Source organism: Mucilaginibacter sp. SJ, from assembly GCF_028993635.1.
Lineage (GTDB): Bacteria > Bacteroidota > Bacteroidia > Sphingobacteriales > Sphingobacteriaceae > Mucilaginibacter.
The window spans coordinates 1,353,841-1,380,179 of the sequence record NZ_CP118631.1 but is presented as its reverse complement, the minus strand read 5'-3'; the positions used below and the strand labels follow the sequence as shown (position 1 = coordinate 1,380,179).

The window sequence follows — 26,339 nt, the reverse complement described above, 5'->3', positions numbered from 1 at the left end:
CAGTTATTTATGTTTTTAAAATAAACTTATTATTAAGCATTCAATATATTTACTATAATAGTAATTTGCATTGCACCAGATAGACTAAGATTGCAAATAATACACTTGAGCTAAGTTAATAGGTTTTGAGCGCTATCGTCTTTATAGATACTGAGGTTGATCCGAAGACTGGAAAAGTCCTTGATTTTGGCTGTATTAAGGATGATAATAATATCTTTCACCAAACCTCGGCGACAGCTTTTACTGAATTTATAAGAGGCACCCCTTTTGTGTGTGGTCATAATATATTAAACCACGATGTAAAATATATCGGATCCCTGCTTAATCTCGTCGGAGTGGCAATTGATGATATCATCGATACACTATATTTATCGCCTCTTTTATTTCCATCAAAGCCTTATCATGCACTTGTTAAAGATGATAAACTACAATATGATGAACTAAACAACCCGCTTAATGACGCTATTAAAGCCCGGGATTTATTTTTTGATGAAGTAGCCACATTCAAACAAACAGACAAAACACTTAGTGACATTTACTTCTTGTTGCTTAAAAGTAATAGGCATTTTCAAGCTTTTTTTAGATTTCTTGATTACTCAACGGCTAATCAGGACGCTTCGTTCCTTATTCGTCAGAAGTTTAAAGATGAAATTTGTGTTCAGGCTAATCTTGAACAATTAATATCTGACTACCCCGTAGAACTTGCCTATTGCTTGTCTCTAATTAAAGTAGGCAGCCGAACTTCAATAACACCGCCATGGGTATTAAAAAATTACCCTGATGTGGAGCGCATAATGTTTTTATTGAGAAATATGCCCTGCCTTAGCGGCTGTAGTTATTGCAATCAGGCGTTAAATGCTCATCTTGCGCTAAAAAAGTTTTTCGGTTTTAGCACTTTCAGGCAGTATGGAGGTGAACCATTGCAGTTAAAGGCTGTTGAGGCGGCAATTAACAACAAATCATTTTTGGCCGTATTCCCCACTGGCGGGGGCAAATCCATCACATTCCAGGTGCCTGCGTTAGTGTGCGGTGAAAGTACTAAAGGTTTAACAATTGTAATATCGCCGCTGCAATCTTTAATGAAAGATCAGGTGGATAACCTTGAAAAAGCCGGGTTAACGGAGGCTGTTACAATAAACGGCTTACTCGATCCCATTGAAAGGGCAAAGTCTTTTGAACGCATTGAAGATGGATCGGCTTGTATTCTTTACATTGCACCAGAATCCCTGCGTTCAAAAACCATTGAGCGTTTGCTTTTAAGAAGAAAGATTGCACGGTTTGTAATTGACGAGGCACACTGTTTCTCATCGTGGGGGCAGGATTTCAGAGTTGATTATCTGTACATAGGTGATTTTATCCGCACTATCCGGGAAAAGAAAAATCTTCCCGAACCCTTGCCAGTCTCCTGTTTTACAGCAACTGCGAAGCCAAAAGTAATTGAGGATATCTGTAATTATTTCAGTGAAAAACTGGGTTTGCAACTTCAACTGTTTACAACAGCAGCATCCCGCACAAATCTCAATTACAAAGTATTGCCAAAGCAAAGCGATGAGGAAAAATATTTAACCGTAAGAGATTTGATTGCAGGGAAAAATTGTCCTGCTATAATATATGTTTCCAGAACCTTAAGGGCTGTTACGCTTGCCAAACGTTTAATTGCTGACGGCATGGATGCAAGAGCTTATCATGGCAAAATGGATGCTAACGAGAAAACAGCAAATCAAAATGCCTTTTTATCGGGTGAGGTCAAGATTATGGTAGCTACCTCAGCTTTTGGCATGGGCGTTGACAAAAAAGATATTGGCGTAGTGATTCACTATGATATTTCCGATTCGCTCGAAAATTATGTACAGGAAGCGGGCCGGGCCGGGCGTGATGAGAATATATCTGCTGATTGTTATGTTCTGTTCAATGAGGAAGACCTAAGCAAGCACTTTATCCTGCTTAATCAAACTAAGTTATCTATCAAAGAAATTCAGCAGATATGGAAGGCGATAAAAGATATAACCCGGTTTCGTTCCACTGTGTCTAATTCTGCTTTAGAAATTGCTCGTAAAGCTGGCTGGGATGATAGCGTTGCTGAAATTGAAACCAGGGTAACCACTGCAATTGCAGCACTTGAAGACGCCGGTTATTTGAAACGTGGACAAAACTCTCCAAGGGTTTTCGCCAATAGTATTCTTTCCAAAAACGCACAAGAAGCCATAGATAAAATAGCTGCCTCTGAACGGTTTACCGAAAAGCAAAAAGAAAAAGCGACAAGAATTATAAAAAAGCTTTTCTCCAGTAAAAACAGAAAGCAGTTGAACGATGAGATTGCCGAATCCCGGATTGATTATATCAGTGACCATTTAGGGATAGTGAAAGAAGAAGTGATCGGCATTATAAATCTGCTGCGCGAGGAAAACATTTTGGCCGATGCTAAAGATTTGACAGCGTTTATTAAACGAGGGGAAAATAAAAACCGTTCAATCAATATCGCCGAATCATTTGGTAAGATAGAAAAGTGTCTGTTATCTTTTATAAATGAACAACCAAATACATTTCAACTTAAGGAGCTGAATGAGCATCTTGAAAACGAGGGATGCAATGATGTAACGCCTTATAAAATAAAAACCATCATCAATTTCTGGGCGATAAAAAATTGGATCAGGCGGAAAAGTTTATCATCTTCAAAAAATCATTTTAAGGCTTACAGTTTACATCCACAGCAAACACTAAAGGATAAAATTGACAAACGATATCAACTGGCACGTTTTATAGCTGAATTTTTATATCAAAAAGCCAATGCTGTAAATACAGATAATAAGGATGATGATGTATTGGTCGAATTTTCTGTACATGAATTAAAAGTGACTTACGAACAGAGTGCCGATCTTTTTAAAATGAATATTGATGCCGATGATATAGAAGATGCTTTGTTCTACCTTTCGCGAATTGAAGCTATTAAAATTGAAGGTGGCTTTTTGGTGGTTTATAACAGGCTTACGATAGAAAGACTTGAACCGGATAACAAAAAGCGCTACAAGGCCGAGGATTATCAAAAGATGGGTCAGTTCTATGAAAATAAAATTCAGCAGATTCATATTGTCGGTGAGTATGCTAAAAAAATGATAGAAAACTATCGGGAGGCGCTGCAATTCACCGAAGATTATTTCCAGCTTAATTATACATCATTTCTTAATAAATATTTTAAAGGTAGTCGTCAAAAAGAAATCAATTTAACCCTTACACCGGCAAAGTTCAGGGAATTGTTTGGAGAGCTTTCCCCAACACAACTCAAAATTATAAAAGATGATGTCTCCAAATACATTGTTGTAGCTGCTGGTCCGGGCAGCGGGAAAACGAAAGTGCTTGTGCATAAACTTGCATCATTATTGTTAATGGAGGACGTAAAACATGAGCAATTGTTGATGCTTACTTTCTCAAGGGCTGCTGCAACTGAGTTTAAAAAAAGATTGTTAAATTTAATTGGTAATGCTGCAAATTATATAGAGATAAAAACCTTTCATTCTTATTGTTTTGATTTACTGGGTAAGATGGGAAACCTTGAAAAATCTGATACCATTTTAAAACAGACTATCGAAAAGATAAGAAATAAAGAAGTTGAAACCAATCGCATTACAAAAACCGTTCTGGTAGTTGATGAAGCGCAGGATATCAATGATGAAGAATTTGAACTGATTCGGACACTAATCAAAGAGAACGAAGAAATGAGGGTAATTGCGGTTGGAGATGATGACCAAAATATCTACCAGTTTCGCGGTTCAAATTCAAAATATCTTCATCAACTAATTGAAGTATATGGAGCCGATAAATATGAGCTCGTTGAAAACTATCGGAGTAAAAGTAACCTTGTTGAATTTGCAAACCAGTTTTTAAATAACATAACAGATAGATTAAAAAATACGCCGATTATGGCAAAACAGGCAGGTGATGGAAAAATAAAGATGTTCCGTTATCAGCACGGCAATTTGATAGTACCACTTGCAAAGAATGTAGCAAGTACACCACTGATCGGTACAACCTGTGTGCTTGTTAAAACTAACGAAGAGGCATTACAGATAACCGGATTACTGCAGCAAAACGGAATACAAGCTAAATTAGTACAAACCAACGATACGTTTAATTTATATAATCTGGCAGAAATAAGGTTTTTCCTTAGTTTGTTGAATACTGAAGATCAGGTTCATGTGATAAGCGATGATGTTTGGGAAAATGCACTGCGTACAGCTGCATCCACGTTTAAGAATAGCGATAATTGGTTGATTTGCCAAAACCTGATCAAAGATTTTGAGGCTACTAATACCAAAAAGAAATACAGGTCGGACCTTGATGTTTTTATCCGGGAATCGAAATTGGAAGACTTCTATCAGCGCGGCGGTGAAACAATTTTTGTCTCCACTATACACAAGGCTAAGGGGAAAGAATTTGATAACGTTTTTTTGATGCTGGAAAATCTTGCACCACCAACAGACGAAATTAAACGTCAATTATATGTCGCAATTACCAGGGCCAAACAAAATTTGACAATCCATATCAATGCGAATCTTTTCGATAATATAAAAGTCAGTAACCTGGAATACATTGAACGCCATAAAAAAAATGAACCGCCAGCTCATTTGGCGATAAATCTGATCCATGAAGATGTCTGGCTCGATTATTTTTTAAGAACACAACTTCAGGTTTCTTTATTGATGGCTGGGGACGATTTAATTATATCAGGTGACGAATGTTTAAATGTAAACGGGCAACCAATATTAAAATTCTCCACGTCCTTTTTACGGCGAATAAATGATATTACTGCAAAGGGCTACCAAGTAAAGTCCATCAAAGTAAACTTTATCCTGTATTGGCAAAAGAAAGACTCAGCAAAGGAGATTAAAATTGTTTTACCGAAGCTTTGGTTTGAAAAGATGGACTGTTCCCATCTCCTCACCCTCTCTGAATCTTAGCTCCAAAAAAATCAAAATAAATTTGTGAAACCAATTAGTTGCGCATATATTTGCAACCAATCAGTTTCTTATTTAAATAAACGAAACCATGAAAACTAAAATCCTATTTGTTTTATGCCTGTTAACCGGGCTAATGTTTATCAACGCCGGTTGTGACAAATTTTTTCATTACATGCCCATGCCTAAAGAAATGCCCGAAAAAATGGTGAAAGCGGGGCAGGCCTTTATGCAAATCGGCTGGCTCATGCCGCTGGTTGGTGCCATGGAAATCCTTGGCGGTTTATTATTAATTATCCCAAGGACCAGGGCGCTCGGCGCATTAGTACTTGTACCTCTTTTAACCGGTATTTTATTGGCTAATATTAGTATGGCCCCATCAGGTTTACCTATCGTATTAGTATTGATCGCAATTGTTCTTTGGGTAATTATTGACAATTGGGAAAAATACCTGCCTATGATCAGGAAATAAGTTTTAAATGAACCGGCGGTCTTATTAACCGGTTCGTAAATAGTACTTCAATGAGAAGAGACATTTTTCAGGCTGTTGCCGACCCTACACGGCGGGCTATCATCGCCTTAATCGCCTTACAGGCAATGACACCTAATGCCATCGCCGAGCATTTTGACACTACGCGACAGGCAATTTCAAAACACCTGAAGGTTTTAACCGAATGCGAACTGGTGAAACAGGAACACCAGGGGCGTGAGATCTACTATCAACTGGAGATTGACAAAATGAAAGAAATAGACAAATGGCTGGAGCAATTCCGTAAGATTTGGGAGACCCGGTTCCTGCAACTCGACAACCTTTTAGCTACCTTAAAAAAACAACAAAAATGAAAAACAACTTGCACTTTGATTTTATTGCCGACAAAGTAAAAAATACGCTGACCATCAGACGTGAGTTTTTAGCCGACAGACCATTGGTTTGGGATTGTTACACCCGGCAGGAATTGCTTGACCAATGGTTTGCGCCAGCGCCCTTAACCACCAAAACTAAATCAATGGATTTTAGCGAAGGTGGCCACTGGCACTATGCAATGGTGGAGCCCAACGGTACAGAATACTGGGGATGGACAGATTATCTGAAAATCAAACCTATTGATTACTATACATCATTAGATGCTTTCTGTAATGCAGAAGGTGAAATAAATAAGGATCTTCCCCGTGCGGAGTGGCTTGTAAATTTCACCGATAAAGGAGAAAACGCTTTGGTAGAAACCATTGTAACTTACAAATCGCTTTCAGATTTGGAAACGGTTATCCAGATGGGTATGGAACAGGGAATGATGGCAACCCTCGAAAAACTTGACCAATTATTATTAACCTTAAAAAAGTAAGAAATGAGCAATAAGATCACTGTTACCGCTACGGTAAATGCAGATGCTAAAAAAGTTTGGGATTATTACACCAATCCCGAACACATTACCAAATGGAACTTTGCCGATCCTTCGTGGCAATGTCCTTCTGCATCAAATGATATGCGGGTAGGCGGAAAATACTCGGCAAGAATGGAAGCCAAAGATGGGAGCTTCGGTTTTGACTTTGAAGCTACTTATGACGAAATTGTTGATGGCGAAAAGTTTACCTATACCATGCCAAACGGCAGGCAGGCCTCGGTTGCCTTCAAAGCCAATGACAATCAAACTGAAGTTGAGGTAGCTTTCGATCCTGAAGATCAAAATCCCCTTGAAATGCAAAAAAATGGCTGGCAGGCGATACTTAACAACTTTAAGAAATACGCCGAAGAAAATTAACGTGCTCAAAAAGTTACCGTTAATGGTAGTTTTACAGAAGCTGGATGGAGATATTCAGCTTTTGTACTTTTTACTCTGCCCTTAATTTAGGAGTAGGAAAATGTACTCAACAAAACTATTATTCTTTTTACAAAGTCCACGCTTCCTGTCCCGCCTGTACACTTCAATATTCTCACGTGGCATGTTAGTATTGTTACATTTATCAAGCCACATATTTTATACATTGTACAGGTAAATCAATCATGTTATGTTGTTTAAGAAAGTGCTTTGTGCCTGCATTACATTATCGTTATGCTCTTTATTTTCATTTGCGCAGCAAATAAATTACCCTCCTGTTGATAAGGTTGCTGCTGATTTTAAAAAACTGTTAGAAAGGCCTCGTGTTCCGTTAAATCCATCTTTTACTATCACTCATACAGATTCAGTTATTATAGAACACGGTTTTATTTATAGCGAAAAGAATGAGCGGGTACCTATTCTTATTTATAAGCCGGTTACCGGGACCAAGCCATATCCCGCTGTAATTTTTTTACATGGTACAGGTGGTAAAAAGGAAGACAACAAAAATATCTTGTACCAATTGGTTAAAAGAGGGATCATGGGCGTAGCCATTGATGCCCGTTTTCATGGTGAACGCATTGCCGGAGGCGCTCACGGCTCAAAGGAATACGTAGCAGCTGCTACCGTTGCCTGGGAAAATAAGGACAAAGCCCATCAAACGCATCCATTTTTGTTTGATACCGCTTTTGACCTTTGGCGGGTAACCGATTACCTGGCAAGCAGGCCTGATGTAGATGCTAACCGCATCGGTATGGGCGGCATATCCATGGGAGGGATGGAAACATGGCTTGCGGCATCAATAGATAAGCGGATAAAAGTAATTGTGCTGGATATTGCAGTGCAAAGTTTCAAATGGTCGTTAGATAATGATAAATGGCAGGGGCGTGCAGGTACTATCCGGGGAGCGCATTTGCAGGCAGCCAAAGACCTTGGCGATTCGGTATTAAACAAGCATAATGTACAGGCTGTATGGGATAAACTATTACCCGGTATCACCGGCGAGTTCGACTGTCCGTCGATGCTGCGATTGATAGCGCCCCGTGCCATGTTGATTGTAGGCACAGAAAATGATCCCAATTGCCCGCTTCCCGGAGCAAACATAGCTTACGCTTCGGCCATACAAGCATATAGATCGAAAGGGGCAACCGATAAGATTATGCGCGATGTAACGCCAAAGCTATTCCATACATCTACGCCGGAACATTTTAAAATGACGTTGGATTGGTTTAGCAAATGGCTGTAGGTATGTATGTTATTGCAATGTTAATGGAAGCTTCAGACAGAATATCTATCTGAAAAAATAAAATTAACAAAAATTTGCTAAATCGATTTTATTATATAATTTGGTCGTGCAATAACCAATTAATAAATACCGGTCAATTTTAGTTCTGACGGTTTATCTGTCCTAAAAAACTTACGGTAAACTAAACTTTCTATCCGGTACTACTATTATGAACATAACTACGCTGCCAGCCTTAAAAAAATCTTTAATAACCGTATTTGCCACGGGTATGTTGTCTATTCCGGCAACAGTGCTGAAAGCGCAAATGGCTTCCTATGTTAATCCTTTTATAGGAGCCAGCACCAGTGCCGATGGAGCAGGGGTTTACCATGGCTTAGGTAAAACCTTTCCGGGCGCTGCCTCACCTTATGGGCTTGTACAGTTAAGCCCAAACACCATAACCGGAGGCGACAATGGCTCGGGCTATAGCTATGAACATAGAAGTATTGAGGGCTTTGCCTTTACTCAAATGAGTGGCATTGGCTGGTATGGCGATCTGGGAAATTTTTTGGTAATGCCTACAGCCGGGCCAATTAAAACCAGTGCCGGTAAACCAGGCACTACTGGGGTTGGATATCGTTCTGCTTACGACAAAAGCACTGAAAAAGCATCGGCCGGATATTACAGTGTTCTGCTAACTGATAATCATATCAAGGCCGAAGCCACTGCCGCCCCTCATAGCGGTATGTTGCGCTTTACCTTTTCTCAAAATAAACAATCGCGTATCCAGATTGATCTGGCCCGCAGGGTAGGGGGAACGTCAACGCTGCAATATGTAAAAGTAGTTGATGACCACACTATTGAGGGCTATATGAAATGCACCCCTGAGGGTGGCGGCTGGGGCAATGGTGACGGACATGCAGATTATACAGTGTATTTTTATGCACAATTCAGCAAGCCGCTTAAAAACTATGGCATCTGGAGTGCCGATATTCCAAGCGACTGGGGCCGTAAGCTGGACGATGTTACCGGCGATAAATACCAGGAACGCGTAGCTAATGCTGAGATCCTTAAAGGATTGAAGGAAAAGCAGGGAAAGCACCTTGGTTTTTATAGCGAATTTGCTACCAAAGCCGGTGAACAGGTATTGCTTAAATCGGGTATTTCATTTGTGAGTATAGCCGGTGCCAAAGCCAATTTGCAAGCCGAAATAAAGGACTGGAATTTCGATGCTGTTCATCAGCATACCGTTAACCTCTGGAATAACGCCTTATCAAAAGTAAGTATCCAGGGTGGCACTAAAGAGCAAAAAACTGTGTTTTATACAGCATTGTACCATACCATGATCGATCCCCGCATTGTAAGCGATGTTACAGGGCAATATATGGGCGGCGATGGTAAGGTGCATCATACTACAACATTTAAAAAACGTACCATATTTAGCGGGTGGGATGTTTTCAGGAGCCAGATGCCTTTACAAACTATTATTAACCCTTCGCTGGTTAATGACCTGGTTAACTCGCTGGTTACGCTTGCCGATGAAAAGAAGAAAGATTACCTGGAACGCTGGGAGTTATTAAATGCTTACAGCGGATGTATGCTTGGCAACCCGGCTGTAGCTGTAATGGCCGATGCTTATGCTAAAGGCATTCGTAACTATAATATACCAGATGCCTATAAATTAGCGGTGAGCACCGTTGAAAAATTTGGCAATGGCGATAAAGGTTTTACTCCGGGTGGTGGCAGCATAAGCTATACGCTTGAATACGCCTATAATGATTGGTGCGTTGCACAGCTTGCAAAAGCGCTTAACAAAACAAAAGACGTAAAAAAATACGGCGAAAGGGGAGAGGCATTTAAAAACATCTTTGATACGGATAAAGGTTGGTTCCGGCCTAAGGATAGTACCGGCAACTGGCTTCCATGGCCTGCGGAGGGGCGCATTAAACAATGGTATGGCTGTATTGAGAGCAACCCTTATCAGCAGGGATGGTTTGTACCGCAGGATGTTGATGGTATGGCAAAACTGATGGGCGGCCGCGACAAGGTGATAGCTGATCTGAACAATATTTTTGAAAAAACGCCCGATAACATGATGTGGAACGATTACTACAATCATTCCAATGAGCCTGTGCACCATGTTCCATTTTTATATAACAGGTTGGGCGCTCCATGGCTTACCCAGAAATGGACCCGTGAGATCTGCGGCCGGGCTTATAAAAATTCCGTAGAGGGTTTGGTAGGCAACGAAGATGTCGGGCAGATGTCGGCCTGGTATGTATTGGCAGCGAGTGGTTTGCATCCGGTTTGTCCCGGCGATACCAGGCAGGAGATCACCAGTCCGGTATTCAATAAAGTATCGTTAAAGCTTGATCCTAAATACGCAAAGGGTAAAACCTTTACCATCATCGCCAATAATAATTCGGCAAAAAACATTTATATACAGGGAGCAAAGCTTAACGGCAAAGCTTACAATAAATGCTATATAGATTATAAGGATATTGCTGCCGGCGGTACCCTTGAACTAAGTATGGGTGCAATACCCAATAAAAACTGGGGGATCTGATAATTTAGGATATGCGTAAAGGAAAGATGAAAGGGGATTTTCTATATAAAATTGCTAAATCGATTTTATAAATTAAACGATTTTACAGCACCGACCAAACATCAAACCAAATTATAAACCAAACCAAATTATGAAAACAAACCTGTTCACCTGTACCATGACGGCCATGGCCTTGCTGGCCTCGTGCAGTAAACAAGCTGCCGTTAAGTACCCCAAACCTTTTGTACGCACAGATTCCGTACAACTAACCAGCGGATCGCCGGTAAGCTCATACGGAACCTTTTTTATCACTAACGTGTTAAGCGGTAAAGCTATTGAAATTAATAGCAGCGGTATGCTTAATGATGGCACCGGCGCGCAGCAAAACCAATACTCGGGCAGCGGTACGGCCACGGCCCCCAACCAAAAATGGATAATTGTACAACAGGGCAGCGGCGCTATAACCAGCGCTACCAAATTTAAGATCATGAATGTAGCCAGCGGTAAATATCTGGAAGTACCCTTAGCCACCACGAATCCCGGTACGGGCCTATGGCAGGATAAAGCCAATACTAACAATGCCCAGCAATGGTATATCCAGCCGGTTAGCACCGGTGTTTATAAAATTATTAATGTGGGAAATGGCCTGGCAGTTACTAATCATGGGTCATCTGCCACTAATGGTACGCCTATTACCCAGGAAGTATTTGTTGCCGGCAATACGGCGCAAACCTGGCTGCTTAACGGGCTTACAGCCGAGGCTTACCGCGACGATGATGTCGTGAACTTTTTTCACCGTACCAATGGCACCGTGGCTTTTGATGAGGGAAAAAGTATCCCGCTTACCTATGGAGGCAACAACGGAAAAGTGCTTTGGATAACTGAGGATGCTTATGAATCGTCACAGCTTCAAAGTAACGGACAGTTGTATTGCCAGTTTTTTAAGTATCACAATTCGGCCCTGCTGCAGCCTGCCAGTCACAGCTGGGATCAATCACTTACGCCAAATATCACTACCAATAATTCGCCGGTAAACAGCATGGAGATCATTGAAAGCCCGGGCGATCATAACTCAACCTATCGCTGGCCCGGCGCGGGAATTGAGGCCGGTAGCCACGTTTATCTTTACACATTTGAATCGGCCAACGGAGCTACGCCCGAAAACCAGGTGCTTTATGACTTAACTCAAAATACATCCGGACTTAACTGGGGTACAGCCGCGCGGTTAACACCTGCGGGCATGTCGGGCCAAACAGAAACCGGGTTTTCAAACGGGATGGTTAAAAACGCTACTAACGACTCGGTATATGTTTACGGAAGCAAAAGCGTTTTCTTCAATACGTCCAATGTATTCCTGGCCCGCTTCCCGGTAAGTAACCCGTCTAACTGGTCGTTCTGGACAGGCTCTGCATGGTCGTCAACCCGGACAACCGCTTCGGCGGCAGCTATATCTGTAGGCGCGGGCAATACCACGCAGCAAAATGTGACCATATCAAAAGTGAACAATAAGTACGTAATGATGCAAATGGACCTGGGCTACTTTTGCGACCCGGCGAGCCACAATATCTACATATCAACAGCCCACAGCCCTAAAGGGCCTTTCACTGCGCCTAAAATGGTTTTTACCATTAATGATGTTTACCAGGGCCATTTGGCTAAGTACTATACCCCGGCCATCCACGCTGAGTTTATAAACGGACATAACGAATTGCTTGTTACCTATTGCCTTAATTATAATGGTGATGGCGGCAGCTGCAGCACAACCACCTGCGTAAATAATAACCAGGATCCTAACTTTTACCAGGTAAAAGCAGTAAGGGTCCCGTACAGCCTGGTGGGTTTATAGTTTGAATTTATTTTTTGCTGAACACATTATAATTAACAGTTAATGAAAAAGTTGATTTTATTATTAGTACTGATAGCAGCCCGGGGAGCAGTAACAGCCCAAAACATAGCGCCATTTCGCGCGGGTGACCGGGTGGCTTTTGTTGGCAACAGCATTACAGATGGGGGCCATTACCACTCGTACATCTGGTTGTATTATATGACCCGTTTCCCTAACATGCGGATAACCTGTTATAACGCCGGCATTGGTGGCGACGTAGTGGGGCAGATCAACGACCGTTTTGAAGATGATGTGTTCAGCAAAAAGCCCAATGTGTTAACCCTTACCTGGGGCATGAACGACACCGGTTATTTTGAATGGTACCGTCCCGATGCACAGGATATTATGGATAAAAGGATCCAGGGCTCATACGATAACTATGCACTGCTGGAAAACAAACTAAACCAACACCCCGAGATCCGTAAAATTTTTATTCTCGGTTCGCCTTATGACGAAACCAGTAAGTTTACTGTCAAAAACATCTATCCTAAAAAAAGTGCGGCTTTTTCAAAGGTGATCGATTTTCAGCAAGCAGCAGCGAAAAGAAATAACTGGGGTTATGTTGATTTCTTCCACCCCATGACAGAGATCAACCTGCGTGAGCAAGCCAAAGATTCCACCTTCAGCTTAACGCCCAATGACAGGGTACATCCTGACAATGACGGGCATCTCGTGATGGCTTATCTTTTTCTAAAGGCGCAGGGCTTTAGCAATAAGGTAGTGGCTGATGTGGCTGTTGATGCAAAAAGTAAAAAGACCATTAAGGCGGTGAATTGTAAAGTAACTAACGTGGTTTCTTCGGCAGACTCTGTATCGTTCAATTACCTCGCAAATTCATTGCCGTATCCCATTGATACTATTCCGCGTGGTTGGGGAAACCGAAAAAAACAAGCCGATGCGCTTAAGGTTGTGCCGTTTACCAAAGAAATGAACCAGGAGTTGCTTACCGTTAAAGGGTTAAAAACAGCCAATTATGATGTCCTTATCGATGGAGAAAAAATGGGTAGCTGGTCGGCTGAGCAATTGGGTGCAGGTATCAACCTGGCCGAGATCACTATAACACCGCAATATCAGCAGGCTATCCAGATCAGGGAACTGAACGAGGAGCGCTGGGACATTGAAAGGCGTATCCGCATGTATACCTGGATGCAGTTTGACTTTTTAAAAGGCAAAGGCTTGTTATTCCATGATACCAACGCCGCTATGGATACCATAAGCAAGTATGCCAAAAAAGACATTTTTGTTAACGGAAATAAAGATAACTATACCCGTGCCCGCTACAAAAGCCTGCGCGATGCCTGGCAAAAAGAAATGGATGTACTTACCAATCAGATCTATGCCATCAATAAACCGCAAAACCATCGCATCACCATCATCGCCTCAAAATAAAATCACTGTATACTGATGAATATTAAAAAGTTACTATTTATTCCATTGTTTATTGGCTTTGCAGTCTGCAGTTTGAAAGCTGCCGCCGCAACGGTTGATACGGTGCTGACCCACAGTGCCGTAATGAACAAAGACATTAAGGCTGTGGTGATCAAGCCGGCCGATTATTCAAGCACCAAAAAGTACCCGGTATTATACCTGCTGCATGGCTTTAGCGGCAATTACAGCGATTGGATTAAAAAAGTCCCTGCTGTTGCCGGTTTGGCCGATACTTATCATTTTATTATAGTTTGTGCCGACGGCGATTTTGCGGGCTGGTATTTTGATAGCCCAACCATTAAGGATTCGCAATACGAAACCTATGTAGGTACCGAACTGGTGAACTGGGTTGATAAGCATTATTCAACCATAACCGACCGAAAGGGGAGGGCCATAACCGGTTTGAGTATGGGCGGACATGGCGCGTTGTATATAGCTTTTAAGCATTTAGATAAATTTGGTGCTGCCGGGAGCATGAGTGGCGCGGTTGATATCAGGCCTTTTCCGGATAGTTTCGGCATCGAACGTGTACTGGGTAAATACAGCGAACACCCCGACAGGTGGGAACAAAACAGCGTGGTAAACCTCATTTACCTGTTAAAACCCAACTCACTTGCTATTACTTTTGATGTTGGTTATGACGATTTCCTTTACCAGGCCAACCAGGAACTGCATGAAAAGCTGCTTGAACGCAAAGTTCCTCATGATTATACCGTAAGGCCGGGGGGCCATACCTGGGAATTTTGGGGCAATTCCATTAACTACCAGGCACTGTATTTCAGTCGTTTTTTTGAAGGAATAAAATAGATAGCTTTTTATAATAACAATTACAACATTTTCAACCGATTGCAAATGTTGTAATTGTTAAAATTCCGGTATCGAAATTGTGATTTTAAAAATTATAAAAAAATAACTCGAAAAATTTGCTAAATCGTTTTTATAAACTATATTAGTATCAGATTTCAACATCTGAATTATAAACCAATTAACAAACAGCTTTTAAAACGTTTGCTCCGCGGGTTAAAATGTGAAATTGCTAAAACGATTTTATGTTTTTTCTGTGGAAGCATAATGTTAACTAACCCTATAGTATGAAAAAACTTTACTTCAAGGTTCTTGCTTATTCGGTTTTCGGGGGCTTCCTTGTTTTTACTTCGTGTAAAAAGGAGGGCTTCCTGGGGCAAACACAAACATCAAACCTAACCGGGGAGACAGTGTTTACCGATAGTGCCAATACCGTATCGTTTTTAGCCGGCATTTACAGCAATGTTGGTTTTAGTGCGGCGGCAGGAAGGTTTACCTACGGGCCAATACTTTCGCCTACACCTAACGGCGGTATCGATGCTGTATCCGACGAAGCGGAAGTATCAGCATCTGCCGGATCAACCGCGCTGGCATTTGAAACGGGCACCATCAATGCCGCCGTGGTTACCGATGATGCGTATAAAACCTGCTATACCAATATCCGCTCGGTAAACCAGTTGCTTAAAAATTTGCCTAAGGCACCAATCAATAATTTCGTCAAAACACAAATGAAAGCCGAGGCGCGGTTTTTACGGGCCTGGTATTATGCGATATTACTGAAACATTACGGCGGCGTGCATTTACTTGGCGACAGTGTTTACACGTATACGGATAAGATCCCGGCTGCCCGCAATACCTATGCCGATTGTGTGAATTATATCCTTGCCGAGTGTGACGCGGCAGCGCAGGACCTGCCGACTGTGCAATCGGGGGTAAACTATGGCCGTGCATCAAAAGGGGCCTGCCTTGCTTTAAAATCAAGGGTGCTGCTTTATGCCGCAAGCCCTTTGTTCAACGGGCAATCTATTGGTGAGGGTAAAACGCTTGAATTGGTGGGGTACCCGGCTTACGATAAAGAGCGCTGGAGACTTGCCGAACAAGCTGCGGCCGCCGTTATCTCAACAGGGGTGTATAGCCTCAACGTTGACAATGCCACCGCCCCGGGTTTTGGCTTTCAAAAGCTGTTTACCAAGCGTGTAAATACCGAATATATTTTCCAGTTGATGCGCCCGACCGGCAACGTGGATTTAGAAAACTTATGGCAGCCGCCAACCCGTACAGGTAAAAACGGTGCTTTCCCCTTGCAGGGATTGGTTGATGCTTTCCCGATGAGTAATGGTAAAAGTATAACAGACCCTACGTCAAACTATAATCCCAATAATCCATATGCTAACCGCGATCCGCGTTTGGATTATAGCATCATCCATGACCAAACGCCTCTGCAAATCAGGCTTTCGTCGGGTACCTCGCCTATAAATATTTTTGTTGGTAAATACAACGGAAATACAACAGGGCCGGATGCCGTACATGTTGGCACTACCACCGGATACTATACCAATAAAATGCTTGACCCGGCTGCCGTAGCCAATGATTTTATGCACCGGACAGATCGTTGCCTGCCATTGATGCGCTATGCCGAAATCCTGCTGAACTATGCCGAAGCTGCCAATGAATATGAAGGGCCAACCGCATTAGTTTATTCGGCAGTTGAGGCTATCCGTCAAAGGGCGGGCTTAAACCCATACCAGTTGCCCGCGGGTTTGAGCCAGGCTGATATGCGTACAGCCATTCAAAATGAACGCCGTATTGAGCTGGCTTTTGAGGAGCACCGCTTTTGGGATGTGCGCCGCTGGAAAATTGCTGATCAAACAGACAACATTACTACCAAAGGCATGGAGGTTGACCGCGATGGCGCTGCGGTGGCCTACAAACAATTTGATGTGCGCAAACGCAATTTTCGTAAAGCGATGTACCTGTGGCCTTTTCCTCAAAGCGAGGTAGCCAAATCGCCCGAACTGATCCAGAACCCGGGCTATTAATCACCGACAGCATAATAGTATTGATATGAAATATAATTACAAAGCAAAATGGTTTTACATGCTGCTGATAACTGTCTTCATTATGGCAGTATCATCATGTAAAACCGAAAAGATAGTACCCGGAAGCGAGGCTCCCAAAGATATCGCCGGCAACTGGCGGGTGATCAAAGCTACCCGTAATGGCACCGATTTAACCTCCATTATTGATTTTAGCCAGTTCAGGATCAGCTTTACCGATAAAGGGTATACCCTGGTGAACAAATTGCCTTTCCTGGTAAGCAAGGATGGTGCTTTTGCACTTGATGATCCGCAGTATCCGTTTAAGATCACCTTTACTGCCACGGGCGATAAGCCGGTTTCAACAGCTTTTACTTATCCTATCGTAAACGGCAAAAGGCAGCTTAGCATAACCTTCAGTCCGGGCTGTACCAATAATACTTATGTGTACGTGCTTGAAAAAGCCAATTGATAAACTAAAAGCAACCGATAAATTATGAGATCATATTTACATATAAAAGGTAAAAATTTATGGAAGCTGTGTGCTTTGGTGGTGCTGGGTATTGCTTTAGCCTGCTGCGGCGAACAAATTACCAGTGTTGATCAGCCGGCCACAGCTACCGTAGGTTCAGTTGTGCCGATAACGGTACACTGTGATATCCCTACCGTGGGAGATGGAGGCCCCGATTACCTCATTTTTGGTTTTCTGGTTCCTAAAGGCTGGAAGGCAGCGCAGAATACCACTATAACTTACACCAGTAAACAAGGTAACGGAACCATGTCCCTGATACCCGACGGTACCTTACCTAAAAAGGGCGACGGCCTTACCTGGTCGGCATACATGAAAAAAACTTTCGGGAACGGTGGTAACCTTATTGATGATATGGAATGGGTGGCTTACCAAACTGATAAAGCCTACAGCCATACCGGTGGGGTAGAGTTTATTGTCGATCTGAATATCAAAACAAAAGTAGGCGCCGATAATAATAACATGTTGGTTAAACTGGGCTATACCATAACCGACAGCGGTAACGGTTTTACCAGCGACGGCAACGGTACTTATTATAGCGTGCTGCTTGGTAATACCTGTTTTGAAGTAACCGGCGGCAGCGGTGACCTGGTTGACTTTTGTAACCCGCAGCTTACCACTATCGATCCGCCAAAATCATTGGATAACGATTTTGTAACCCTGACTTTTGATGGTACAGTTACCGATACACAGTTGAGCGGCGCAAGTGAAGTTTACCTGTGCGCAACGGCCTACACCAGCGATGGCAAAACCATAAAAGTTTGTGAGCAAACCTCTAAAACATTATTGAAACAAACTACTGCCACCAGTAAAAAGTACCAGCTTACGTTTTGGCCGAGATCATTCTTTAATGCAGGGGATACGCAAACCATCACAAGAATGGAGTACTTCCTTACAGATAAAACGGGCAAGGTAAAGGTAGGCTATGGTAATACTGATGCCCCGTTCACCTATACATTTAAATGCGGTTGATCTGAAAATGTAAATAACAAGCAAATGCACTAAACAATATTGCTTTTGCTAAAACGATATTTAAACCTTTTGCCAACAATTTTAAACCTGAAAAATATGGCTTATTGCTACATAAATAAATGTTTAACAGGTATCACGCTGTTGATGCTGCTACTGGTTAAAACCAGCTATGCAGCCATGCAGCAGGATACAACTGCCGTGGCGCCTGCACGGCCCGGTCAGGTAAGTGGTATTGTACTTGATGAGTATGGTAACCCACTGCGGGGTGTTAAAGTAATCAATAAAGGAAAAAATAGTACCATGACCACCGGTAAAGACGGCATGTTTGCTATCAATGCCATAAAGGGAGATGCCCTGGTATTTACCGCCGCCAATTATAATGCCCGTCAGGTTACCGTTAAAAACACTGCTAAATTAACGGTGAGGCTCATAGATACCTATATTCAGGCACCTAAAACCATTAATGTGCTTTATGATACCATAAGCACATCAAAAAATGTGGGCGCCATATCAACTATCTATACCAATCAGCTTACCAGCACACCAGCAACTTTGTATACCTATGCTTTGCCCGGGCAACTCCCCGGTTTATATACCCAGCAGTATAGCGGTTTCGCCGCACCTCAAACCGGTGTGCAGACTGTCAATGACTTTATCGGGGCGGTAGTGCAGCACAATAATTATTCGGCCAATGACAATACCGAGTTCGGCCTTTCATTAAGAGGGCAGGGGCCAATAACGATTATCGATGGTGTTCAGCGTGAGATAGCGTCGCTTGATCCGGAAAGTATCGAATCGGTTTCGGTATTAAAGGATGCGCTTTCAAATATGATGCTGGGCATCAACAGTTCGCGCGGTACTTTACTTATTACTACTAAACGCGGTCAGGTGGGCACACCGCATATTTCATTCACTGCACAAACAGGCACCCAACAGCCTTTAGGCTTGCCAAACCCGCTGCCTGCTTATCAATATGCGTATTTATATAATGAAGCGTTACAAAACGATGGTAAGCCGGCCCTTTACAGCAGTGCCGATTTTAACGCCTACCGCAACCACACCGACCCTTTACGACATCCGGATGTTAACTGGTTTAAAACCATATTGCGCGATAATTCGCCTATGACCAGCTACAAGCTTAATGTTAACGGCGGTACCCAGGTAGCGCGGTACAGCGTGTCATTAAACTACCTTGACCAGGCCGGGATGTTCCGCACCGCATCAGCTGTACCCTATAACACCAATAATGATCTTAACCGCTATATCATTAACTCCGATCTTGCAGTTAACGTAACCAAAAAATTCACTGTCGATCTGCAGTTATTCGGCCGTATCCAGCAAAGCACACAGCCAGGAGCAGGGTATGGAAACATATTGGGCGCACTTTACAGCACGCCAAACAATGCATATCCGCTTTATAATCCAAATAACACATTTGGCGGTACAACAACATATACAAATAACCTGCTGTCGCAAACCGAGTTTTCAGGCTATCAGCGCACCAGCAGCAATGATGTACTGGCCAACCTCGATCTGAATTATAACCTCAGCAGCATAACACCAGGCTTGTCGGCAAAGGCAAAAGGCAACCTTGCTTTTTCATCGCAAAGTTTTTTAAATCGCTCATTGCAAAATAATGCCTATTCTTTTAACGCCGACAGTTCTTATTCGGCAGTGGGCTCATCAGTTGCGCAAAACAATTCGTTCAGTACGGTTTCAAGCGCCCGCTACTCATTTGCCCAGGCATCGGTTAATTACGACAGGACTTTTGGTAAAAGCAATATAACCGGTATGGCACTATATGATGTACGCTCAGTTGTATTAAACTATGACCTTTCGCAGGTAACAACAAACCGTGCATTAAAAGCAGGTTATAATTATGACGGTAAATATTTTATTGAAGCGGCCGCCAACAGCAGCGGTTATAACCGTTATCCTCCGGGCAATCAATATGGCTTGTTTTACGCCGGCGGTATTGGCTGGCAAATGGGTAAAGAGGATTTTATTAAAGATAATTTCAGCTGGATAAACTCATGGAAGTGGCGCGCCGCCTATGGTAAAACCGGAAACAACAACGTAGATAATTACGGTTACTATAATTTTTTGCAAACCTACGGCCCTTCGCAGGGCTATTCATACAGCACAGGTACCAGCAAAAGCCCGGTACAGGGTTATTTTGAAAACACATTGGCCAACCCGTACATCCGTTGGGAAAAAGCCCGCAAGCTGGATATAGGGGCCGATATCTCCCTGTTTAATAATCATTTCAATATTGCTGCCGATTATTATCGCGACAGGTATTATGATCTGTTACAGGTACGAGGAAACAGCATAGCCTTGCTGGGTACTGCTTACCCGTATGAAAATTTGGGCATCAACCTTTATAAGGGCGGCGAACTTACTTTAACTTATCAAAACCACATCCAAAATTTCAATTACTTTATTTCGGGTAATGCCTCTATTCAATCGTCTAAAATCATTTTTAGCGACGAAGAGCCATATCCTTACCCATGGCTCAGGCACACCGGCCGCTCAACCAATGCTATTTATGGTTACACGGCTATCGGTTATTTCAAGGATGCCCAGGATGCTGCCACCAGTGCAACAACTACCGGCTACACCGCACAGGCGGGAGATGTAAAATACAAAGACCTTAACGGCGATCATATTATCAATCAGTTTGATGTTTCGGCTATAGGCGGTAACCGGCCGCTGGTTTATTATGGCTTTTCGGCGGGCTTCAATTATAAAGGTTTTAGCCTGAGTTTCCTGTTGCAGGGCGTAGCGAACCGTGAGCTGATGTTCAATAACTCGCAGGTGAACGGCTTTGCAGGTGTGGGGTTCCTCGGGCTTACCTACAGCGGGCAGGCGTACGAAACCATTTTAGGCCGGTGGACACCCGAAACCGCCGCTACGGCTACTGCGCCAAGGTTATCAATAGGTAACGCCAATAATACCGCCAACTCAACCTTGTACCTGCGCAAAGGCAATTATGTAAGGCTAAAAAATGCCGAAGTAGGTTATAATCTGCCTTATGAGTGGGCGCATAAGCTCAGGCTATCGGGCTTGCGAGTGTTTGTGAACGGCGAAAACCTGTATACACTGTATGGCTACAAAGATTTTGATCCGGAGGTATACGGTACTGCTTACCCAATTCAAAGGGTAATAAATGCCGGCGTTAACATTAAGCTTTGATTTTGGCCATCATAAAAATATTACGATCATGAAGAGTTTCAACAAAATAATTTTAGCGGCCACCAGCATCTTAACCATAATGGCCGGCTGTAAAAAATATGAGCAGTTCCCGGTTGATAAGGTTACTATCAATTACGTGTTTGACAAAAAGGACTCCTTAGGCACCAATGCCCAAATGTTCCTGTATGGGATTTATGCAGCGCTCCAAAACGGGCACAACAGGGTAGGGAACGACTACCTTGACGCGGCCAGTGATGATGCCATGTCATCGGCTTCGGTATCATCAAATGTAGTAACCATACTTTCAACAGCATCTTATAATTCATATACTATCCCCGCCGGCGAAAACCTTTGGGCTTATTATTACGCAGGCATCCGCAAGGCAAATGAGTTTGTGAATAATATTGATGTAGTGCCGGTACTTGCACAATACCATGGTTATTCCATGAAATATGTATGGAAAAGCGAGGCCCGTTTTTTAAGGGCACTGTATTACTTTGAACTGGTTAAACGTTACGGTGGCGTGCCATTATTGGGCAACAAGGTGTTTACTATAACGGATAATGTAGCCTTGCCCCGTAATTCCTTTGCCGATTGTATCAAGTATATTGTAAGCGAATGCGATGCCATTAAGGATACCCTGATGAGCGCGCCGCTAAGCAACCCTAATGCTGATTATCACCGCCCTACCAAAGGCGCTGCCATGGCTTTAAAGGCCAAAGTACTGCTGTATGCGGCAAGCCCATTATTTAACGGGCAGAATATTGATGCCTCAAATCCACTAACCGGTTACACCGATTTTAGCGCCGACAGGTGGGCACAGGCTGCTGCTGCCGAAAAAGCGGTAATGGACCTGAATGTTTATTCGTTATTGCCCAGCTTTAAAGATGTATTTCTGACTCAAAACAGCTCTGAAAATATATTTATCCGCCAAACTGATAATTCATCTTCGATAGAGACCACTAACGGTCCGGTGGGCTTTACCGGGGCGGTAGGTAAGGGGCAAACCAGTCCTACACAGCAATTGGTTGATGCCTTCCCCATGAAAAGCGGTTTGGCTATTACTGATCCGGCATCAGGTTATAACCCGGACAACCCTTACCAGAACCGAGATCCGCGCTTAACCTATACCGTGCTCTATAACGGTGCAAGATGGCTTAACTCAGATCTGCAATTGTACGAAGGCGGGGCCAGCAAACCCAACGGCTCATTACAGCAAACCAAAACAGGCTATTACATGCGCAAGTTCATGGGCAATTTTGAAAACACCAATGCCTACGCTGCTCATGTCATAGACTGGCAGATCCTGCGCTATGCTGATGTGGTTTTAGGCTATGCCGAAGCACTCAATGAATCGGCAGGTGCAACTCCCGAGGTTTATAATGCTGTTATCAGCATCAGGAAAAGGGCAGGGATAGATGCGGGCACCGGTAACTACGGACTTAAAGCCGGTATGAACAAAGCGGAGATGCGCGCCATCATCCAAAATGAGCGGCGCCTGGAAATGGCTTTTGAAGAGAACCGCTACTGGGATATCCGCCGCTGGAAAATTGCTGAAACGGTTATGAACCAGCCGCAAAAAGGGATCAGCATTGTGAAGATAGGCTCCAGCCTTACCTATAACGTGGTGAATGCGCTCACTACCAAATTCGAAGCGCCTAAGATGTACCTGTACCCGATACCTTATGACGAGGTTTTGAAGAACCCGAATATGAAACAAAATCCAGGATGGTAATCTCAAAACTTCAGCCAGTTAAACCAAAAAAATTAAGCTTTATGAGAAAAATAATACTTCTCTTCCAGATATTAATGATCCTGCTCCCGGCGGTGTCATTTGCGCAAAGCAGGACTGTAACAGGTACTGTACGCGATATTACCGGGGTATTGCCAGGCGTATCGGTAATTGAAAAAGGTGTTCCTAATAACGGTGCTATTACAGATCAGGGTGGTAAGTTCAGACTTGTTCTTAAAGGGCAGTCAAATACCATCATTGTGCGTTTTATCGGTTATATCCCGCGTGAGCTCCGCGTATCTGAATCGGGCAGAATGGATATCATACTGCAAACCAATACCAACGGTTTGGATGAAGTAGCCGTAGTAGCTTACGGAACCAAAAAAAGGATCACCAATACCGGTGCGGTAAGTTCCATTTCAGCCAGCGAGATCCGTACCGTGCCAACGGCCAACGTGCAAAATGCTTTAACCGGTAAATTGCCGGGCTTTTTTTCGCAGCAGGGTTCGGGCCAGCCGGGTAAGGATGCTTCAGATTTTTATATCCGCGGGGTAAGCTCGCTAAACCCATCGGGTAACCAGCCGCTCATTATTGTAGATGACATCGAGTACAGCTATGACCAGCTGCAGCAGATCAATGTTAATGAGATAGAGAGCATCTCGATTCTGAAAGACGCGTCAACTACAGCTATCTACGGTATCAAAGGCGCTAACGGTGTATTGGTGGTAACCACCCGCCGCGGCAAGGCCGGCACCCCTAAAGTGAACCTGCGTGTGGAAGGCGGCATCCAGCAGCCTACTAAAACGCCGCGGTTTTTAGATTCATACAATACGGCGGTATTGATTAATGAGGCGCAGCATAATGACGGCATCCCGCTTAGCTTTACCCAGCAGGACCTTGACCTGTTTAAAAATGGATCCGATCCATACGGTCACCCCAATGTTGATTGGTATAACAAGATCTTTAAGAGATACACTTATCAAACCAACGCCAACCTGGATATTTCGGGTGGTACAACCGGGGTAAAATATTTCATCTCGGGTGGCGCGCTAAACCAAAATGGCCTGGTACGTGATTTTGCCGATCCGCAAAGTTTGGTGAATACCAATTACTATTTTAAACGCTATAACTTTCGTTCAAACCTCGATCTGAAAGCCAATAAAACGCTGGACCTGAGGCTGGACATCACCACCCGCTTCTCCGACCTGAACCAGCCTTATAACCAAAACGCCGTGAGCGAGGTATATAATTTTACCAAGGAAACGCCTTTTACAGCGCCGTATCTTAACCCTAACGGAAGTTATTCATACGCCTATTCATCGTTTAATCCCGATCACCTGCCAACCCTTAACGCCAGGCTGGCAACGGGCGGCTATCAGCATTCCCGTCGTACCGATTTTAACGTGCTTTTTGGTGCTACCCAAAGGCTCGATGCTTTAACCAATGGCCTTTCGGTAACGGGCAGGGTTGCTTATTCAAGCATTGAACAATTTACCAAGCAAATTTTTAACGGTGGTATCCCTGCCTATCATTACGATCCGGCTACTAATCAATATTCATTAAGGCCGGGTGCTACTTATGTGTATCAAACTTATGCTTTAACGGGCAGCACCGATATCAATACCAATAACTACAACCTGCAGCTTTATGCCAATTACGACAGGACATTTCGTGGTTCGCACCATTTTTCGGGATTGTTGTTGTTCAATCAAACTTCGCAAACGTATTTCACCTATCCGCTGCTTGATGGCGCGCAGGTTGGTGTGCCGCAAAAGTTCCGCGGTATATCGGGCAAGGTGGGATATGACTTTAAACAGAAATTTCTGTTCGACTTTAACGTAGCCTATAACGGTACCGATCGCTTTGCAGCCAATCATCGCTTTGGGATTTTTCCGGCTGTGAGCTTTGGTTATAACATCGCCAAAGAGTCGTTCTTTGAAAAGGCCCTCCCTATGTTCAGTCTTTTGAAAATAAGGGGCAGTTATGGTTTGGTTGGTTCGGATGCAGCGCCGGGTAACCGTTATGTATATAACCAGGTTTACAACCAGGGCGGTGGGTACAATTTTGGCGAAACAGCACAAAACTACAATACTATATATGAAGGCTCATTGGGCAATCCGAACGTAGTTTGGGAACGTGCCAAAAAGATCGACATAGGCCTGGATGCCAACTTGTTTAATGATAAAATATCCATCACGGCCGATTATTTCCACGATATCCGTTACAATCAGCTGATTACACCCGGAAGTATACCGGAGATTTTGGGTGTTGGTTTGCCTGCCGTAAACATCGGTAAAACCCGTAACCAGGGCCTGGATGGGCAGATCAGCTATCATAGCACGCTTGGCAAAGTACAGTACAACGTTGGTTTCGTGTTCTCGTACGCTAAAAACAAGATTCTATATGAAGATGAGGCTACCCCGGCATATCCATGGCTGGCGCAAACCGGTCATTCAATTGGACAGCAATATGGTTATCACTTTTTGGGATACTATACCGCTGCCGATATTGCCGCCATCAATTCGGGAGGCAAATCGGTACCCGTGCCAGATAATGGTATTCCACTGCAGCCCGGTGATTTGAAATACCAGGACCTGAACGGTGACGGCGTTATTAATGTGTTTGACAAAAGGCCGATAGGCAATCCAAACCTGCCAAATACCATACTCGGTCTTTCATTGCAGGCAGTTTACAAAGGTTTTAGTGTAAGTGTGCTTTTGCAGGGATCGTTTAACTACAGTTTCGCGGTGATTGGTACAGGTATCGAACCATTTCAAAGCCAGTTTCAGCCCATACACCAGGAACGCTGGACGCCCGAAAACCCGGTTAATGCCGCCTTCCCAAGGTTAACTACCAATCCAACTTCGGTAAACAGCCCTGCGGCTTATTTTTCTGATTACTGGTTATTAAACGCGCATTACGTGCGGTTAAAAACGGTTGATATCGGTTATCAATTGCCAACTAAGCTGTTACCATTTAAGATTAACAACGCCCGCATTTATATGAGCGCATATAACCTGCTCACGTTTGATAACTACAAAAAATATCAGCAGGACCCCGAAATTGCTACCAATACCGCGGGCGATGCGTACATTAACCAGCGGGTGATTAACCTGGGCATCCAGGCAGGTTTTTAAAAACCAATAGATAAACCATAAGGAGCCGGCGGTGCGGTGCCGGCTTCCTTTTTTGATTTGGCAGATAAATTTTAAATTAGGA

Annotated in this window: 16 protein-coding genes; all 16 read left to right on the top strand. The window is 43.3% G+C overall.

The genetic code is table 11. The features are described 5' to 3' along the window. The first annotated feature begins 125 nt into the window (after positions 1–125). The gene (locus tag MusilaSJ_RS05410) at positions 126–4,955 is read left to right on the top strand and encodes a RecQ family ATP-dependent DNA helicase (protein WP_274989032.1); all 4,830 of its coding nucleotides are present in this window, start codon (positions 126–128) and stop codon (positions 4,953–4,955) included. Positions 4,956–5,043: 88 nt separating this feature from the next. Beyond that, positions 5,044–5,424, top strand: a complete 381-nt coding sequence (locus MusilaSJ_RS05405; protein ID WP_091162734.1) for a MauE/DoxX family redox-associated membrane protein — start codon at positions 5,044–5,046, stop codon at positions 5,422–5,424. A 50-nt stretch (positions 5,425–5,474) separates the two neighbouring features. Next, complete coding sequence (locus MusilaSJ_RS05400) at positions 5,475–5,795, top strand: ArsR/SmtB family transcription factor (protein ID WP_090527244.1); 321 nt, start codon at positions 5,475–5,477, stop codon at positions 5,793–5,795. After that, on the top strand, positions 5,792–6,295 hold the full coding sequence (locus MusilaSJ_RS05395) for an SRPBCC family protein (RefSeq protein ID WP_274989031.1): 504 nt from the start codon (positions 5,792–5,794) through the stop codon (positions 6,293–6,295). The genes MusilaSJ_RS05400 and MusilaSJ_RS05395 overlap by 4 nt, the downstream gene beginning before the upstream one ends. 3 nt (positions 6,296–6,298) lie before the next feature. Further along, positions 6,299–6,712, top strand: a complete 414-nt coding sequence (locus MusilaSJ_RS05390) for an SRPBCC family protein (RefSeq protein ID WP_274989030.1) — start codon at positions 6,299–6,301, stop codon at positions 6,710–6,712. 247 nt (positions 6,713–6,959) lie between these two features. Then, positions 6,960–8,015 carry an acetylxylan esterase gene (locus tag MusilaSJ_RS05385; RefSeq protein ID WP_274989029.1) on the top strand — a complete coding sequence of 352 codons (1,056 nt, stop codon included), beginning with the start codon at positions 6,960–6,962 and terminating at the stop codon, positions 8,013–8,015. 208 nt (positions 8,016–8,223) lie between these two features. After that, the gene (locus MusilaSJ_RS05380) at positions 8,224–10,560 is read left to right on the top strand and encodes a GH92 family glycosyl hydrolase (RefSeq protein ID WP_274989028.1); all 2,337 of its coding nucleotides are present in this window, start codon (positions 8,224–8,226) and stop codon (positions 10,558–10,560) included. A gap of 130 nt (positions 10,561–10,690) precedes the next feature. Then, complete coding sequence (locus MusilaSJ_RS05375; protein WP_274989027.1) at positions 10,691–12,385, top strand: RICIN domain-containing protein; 1,695 nt, start codon at positions 10,691–10,693, stop codon at positions 12,383–12,385. Positions 12,386–12,427: 42 nt separating this feature from the next. Then, positions 12,428–13,813, top strand: coding sequence for an SGNH/GDSL hydrolase family protein (locus tag MusilaSJ_RS05370; protein WP_274989026.1), 1,386 nt, complete (start codon positions 12,428–12,430; stop codon positions 13,811–13,813). A 15-nt stretch (positions 13,814–13,828) separates the two neighbouring features. After that, complete coding sequence (locus tag MusilaSJ_RS05365) at positions 13,829–14,659, top strand: alpha/beta hydrolase (protein WP_274989025.1); 831 nt, start codon at positions 13,829–13,831, stop codon at positions 14,657–14,659. Between the two features lie 284 nt (positions 14,660–14,943). Continuing rightward, a complete protein-coding gene (locus MusilaSJ_RS05360; protein WP_274989024.1) occupies positions 14,944–16,695 on the top strand; it encodes a RagB/SusD family nutrient uptake outer membrane protein in 1,752 nt (583 codons plus the stop codon). Positions 16,696–16,720: 25 nt separating this feature from the next. Continuing rightward, positions 16,721–17,164 carry a DUF5004 domain-containing protein gene (locus tag MusilaSJ_RS05355; RefSeq protein ID WP_274989023.1) on the top strand — a complete coding sequence of 148 codons (444 nt, stop codon included), beginning with the start codon at positions 16,721–16,723 and terminating at the stop codon, positions 17,162–17,164. Positions 17,165–17,188: 24 nt separating this feature from the next. After that, positions 17,189–18,193, top strand: coding sequence for a DUF4961 domain-containing protein (locus tag MusilaSJ_RS05350; RefSeq protein WP_274989022.1), 1,005 nt, complete (start codon positions 17,189–17,191; stop codon positions 18,191–18,193). 96 nt (positions 18,194–18,289) lie between these two features. Continuing rightward, the gene (locus tag MusilaSJ_RS05345) at positions 18,290–21,388 is read left to right on the top strand and encodes a SusC/RagA family TonB-linked outer membrane protein (protein ID WP_274989021.1); all 3,099 of its coding nucleotides are present in this window, start codon (positions 18,290–18,292) and stop codon (positions 21,386–21,388) included. Positions 21,389–21,416: 28 nt separating this feature from the next. Beyond that, entirely contained in the window at positions 21,417–23,123 is a 1,707-nt protein-coding gene (locus tag MusilaSJ_RS05340; RefSeq protein WP_274989020.1) for a RagB/SusD family nutrient uptake outer membrane protein, read from the top strand. Positions 23,124–23,164: 41 nt separating this feature from the next. After that, positions 23,165–26,257 (top strand): SusC/RagA family TonB-linked outer membrane protein, encoded by a 3,093-nt coding sequence (locus MusilaSJ_RS05335; protein ID WP_274989019.1) that lies wholly within the window; start codon positions 23,165–23,167, stop codon positions 26,255–26,257. Positions 26,258–26,339 lie beyond the last annotated feature (82 nt).

What these genes read in the sequence shown, in the direction of transcription:
- MusilaSJ_RS05405 (WP_091162734.1), top strand. Translation starts at nt 5,044, where the DNA reads ATGAAAACTAAAATCCTATTTGTTTTATGCCTGTTAACCGGGCTAATG.
- MusilaSJ_RS05400 (WP_090527244.1), top strand. Translation starts at nt 5,475, where the DNA reads ATGAGAAGAGACATTTTTCAGGCTGTTGCCGACCCTACACGGCGGGCT.
- MusilaSJ_RS05395 (WP_274989031.1), top strand. Translation starts at nt 5,792, where the DNA reads ATGAAAAACAACTTGCACTTTGATTTTATTGCCGACAAAGTAAAAAAT.
- MusilaSJ_RS05390 (WP_274989030.1), top strand. Translation starts at nt 6,299, where the DNA reads ATGAGCAATAAGATCACTGTTACCGCTACGGTAAATGCAGATGCTAAA.
- MusilaSJ_RS05385 (WP_274989029.1), top strand. Translation starts at nt 6,960, where the DNA reads ATGTTGTTTAAGAAAGTGCTTTGTGCCTGCATTACATTATCGTTATGC.
- MusilaSJ_RS05380 (WP_274989028.1), top strand. Translation starts at nt 8,224, where the DNA reads ATGAACATAACTACGCTGCCAGCCTTAAAAAAATCTTTAATAACCGTA.
- MusilaSJ_RS05375 (WP_274989027.1), top strand. Translation starts at nt 10,691, where the DNA reads ATGAAAACAAACCTGTTCACCTGTACCATGACGGCCATGGCCTTGCTG.
- MusilaSJ_RS05370 (WP_274989026.1), top strand. Translation starts at nt 12,428, where the DNA reads ATGAAAAAGTTGATTTTATTATTAGTACTGATAGCAGCCCGGGGAGCA.
- MusilaSJ_RS05365 (WP_274989025.1), top strand. Translation starts at nt 13,829, where the DNA reads ATGAATATTAAAAAGTTACTATTTATTCCATTGTTTATTGGCTTTGCA.
- MusilaSJ_RS05360 (WP_274989024.1), top strand. Translation starts at nt 14,944, where the DNA reads ATGAAAAAACTTTACTTCAAGGTTCTTGCTTATTCGGTTTTCGGGGGC.
- MusilaSJ_RS05355 (WP_274989023.1), top strand. Translation starts at nt 16,721, where the DNA reads ATGAAATATAATTACAAAGCAAAATGGTTTTACATGCTGCTGATAACT.
- MusilaSJ_RS05350 (WP_274989022.1), top strand. Translation starts at nt 17,189, where the DNA reads ATGAGATCATATTTACATATAAAAGGTAAAAATTTATGGAAGCTGTGT.
- MusilaSJ_RS05345 (WP_274989021.1), top strand. Translation starts at nt 18,290, where the DNA reads ATGGCTTATTGCTACATAAATAAATGTTTAACAGGTATCACGCTGTTG.
- MusilaSJ_RS05340 (WP_274989020.1), top strand. Translation starts at nt 21,417, where the DNA reads ATGAAGAGTTTCAACAAAATAATTTTAGCGGCCACCAGCATCTTAACC.
- MusilaSJ_RS05335 (WP_274989019.1), top strand. Translation starts at nt 23,165, where the DNA reads ATGAGAAAAATAATACTTCTCTTCCAGATATTAATGATCCTGCTCCCG.